This window comes from Peribacillus alkalitolerans, assembly GCF_010882125.1.
GTDB lineage: Bacteria > Bacillota > Bacilli > Bacillales > DSM-1321 > Bacillus_BN > Bacillus_BN alkalitolerans.
The window spans coordinates 1-1,994 of record NZ_JAAGVZ010000048.1; the positions used below are offsets into that span (position 1 = coordinate 1).

The 1,994-nt window shown below is 40.3% G+C and carries 1 protein-coding gene; it reads right to left on the minus strand.

Features of this window, described 5'->3' with window-relative positions:
- Nucleotides 1-705 precede the first annotated feature (705 nt).
- Nucleotides 706-1,994 (minus strand): replication protein (locus tag G3O09_RS21805; protein ID WP_420850380.1); only part of this gene is annotated, 1,289 nt, incomplete at its 5' end.

A 1,994-nucleotide genomic window follows, 5' to 3' on the forward strand; every position in this document is an offset into this window, starting at 1 on the left:
TTCTCTGCATATAAACATACATAAACTCACTTTCATCAAATCTTCTTCCATGTTATTAATTCCACCAAATAAACACATTTAGATGGATTCTTCTCCATGGTTTTATAGCTATAATCTATAAAATAAAATTACCCAAAACAGCCACTTCTAACTAAAAAAACAGCCCGGATCACCAGGTGTTCAAATGACCCCACACAGGCAACATCATCCTATGTGGGGTCATTTGATTTTCGGAGCTATAGCAAAGAAAAAACCTGGTGGTCCGGGCCTGTCATAGAAGGAAAACCTAGACTCGCATCCCCTTAAAATGAAAAACTAATCTATTCAACAGATATTAAAGACTTTTTAAACCCTCAATTAGCGATGTCTTCTCCAATATTCCACACCATAATCTAAAGCTATACAAATAAAGATACAACCGATTAAAACAATAGCCTCAATCAAAAGAATCCGCCCCTTATAAAATACGCTTACAATACTAGCAATTCAGTTTCTTTCTACGCTAAAGGAGCTGCTTCCTTGTATGCTTCCAGGAAAGTCTTATACACTCCTAACTGCTAGACTATAAACAGAGGAGGATAAAGACTGAAGTGTTAAGGCCATAGGAGCACTCCACACAAGAAATAAGAAAAAAAACAAGAGCCCCATAAAGGGGCAGGGACTACGTCCCCTTAATATAAAGAGACAGACCACTAGTAAACTTTTTCATCTATTTTTAACCTCTTTTAAAAGTTGTGCAATTCGTTGCTGGCTCAGTCCTAATTTAATACCTAGCTGCTTTTGAGTTGCATTAGGATACCTATCTAGAGCTTTCTGGAGTAGCCAGAGCTTGTCCTCTGTCTTTTCCTTTTGAGCTTTAATATAAGCATTACGAGGCTTCATTCCTTCTTTGCGTCGTTGCTCTCGTTTAGCCTCGGTGTTGCGTTTTCGCTTTTCATTGCGCCCAATAATTGTCTGCAGCTGCACCTGTTCGTCTTCCGTAATATCGAGCCATTCGATGATCTTAGCGTTCTTTAGGTTGTAGCCGGCTCCTGGATAGCCTTTTTCTTTGGCTACCGCGTTCGCCTCTTCGGTATTTTTGGCTTTCCATGCCTTCTCCGCACTCTTCGTAGCACGAATCACTTCTTTTTCAGCCAATGGTTCCGTGAACTGTGAGTTAAAGATTAACGTCTGCCTTAAAGCTTCTTCCGAATCTGCAACATAGCAACATTGCCAGTATCGATAGAGAAAGAGAATCGTCTCGCGGTATCCTTTTACATCATGATTTCGTAGTTCCACAAGCTTCACGAGATCAAGCAGACGCGCATGGTGTAAAGAGTATGTATTAAAAAGCCTTTCAACAGTCTTACGGCGTCCTCGTGTCTTTTTCTTTGGTTGAAGGTCTGGTAAGTATTCGTTTTGAATATCACGAAGTACATATCTATAATCATGACGGTATTGAACTTGGACAGCCTCTCCATTTTTGGAATTAATGCTGCCATCAAGACGGAATACACGTGCAGCATCCGTCGCTCGTGTGTCTCCTCCCATTGCTTTCAACTGTTGTACAAAATGATTTTGCACAGCTTGCCATAAGGGAAGTGCCTGATAAGGGACAGGATCAATCAGCCAGACGAGAACCACTCCCCGGCCGGAGAAGATAATAAGACTTGGTTCTGGAATACTTTGATTAAAAAACTCTAATTCTAGTTTTCCGATAATCCATTTCGGATCATAGTTTAAGAGATAACAATCTAAGTCCACGTATAACGAACGTAATTGGCGTATGAGTTCAATTTGTCGCTGAGGCTTATAAAAGGTATTCTGAGAGAAATAAACGTCCTCTCCGAGCCATTTTGAGAGTTTGAGAGCCAGTTTCTTCGGCTTCACGTGAAATTGCTGAAATCCTTTTTTTGTTTTCTTCGCAAGGGTTATGTAGCCATCGGCTTCATGATGATGAAACCATGCATGATATTTGGCGCGTTCGTAGGCGTTTAAATTTTCCATATAAAAAT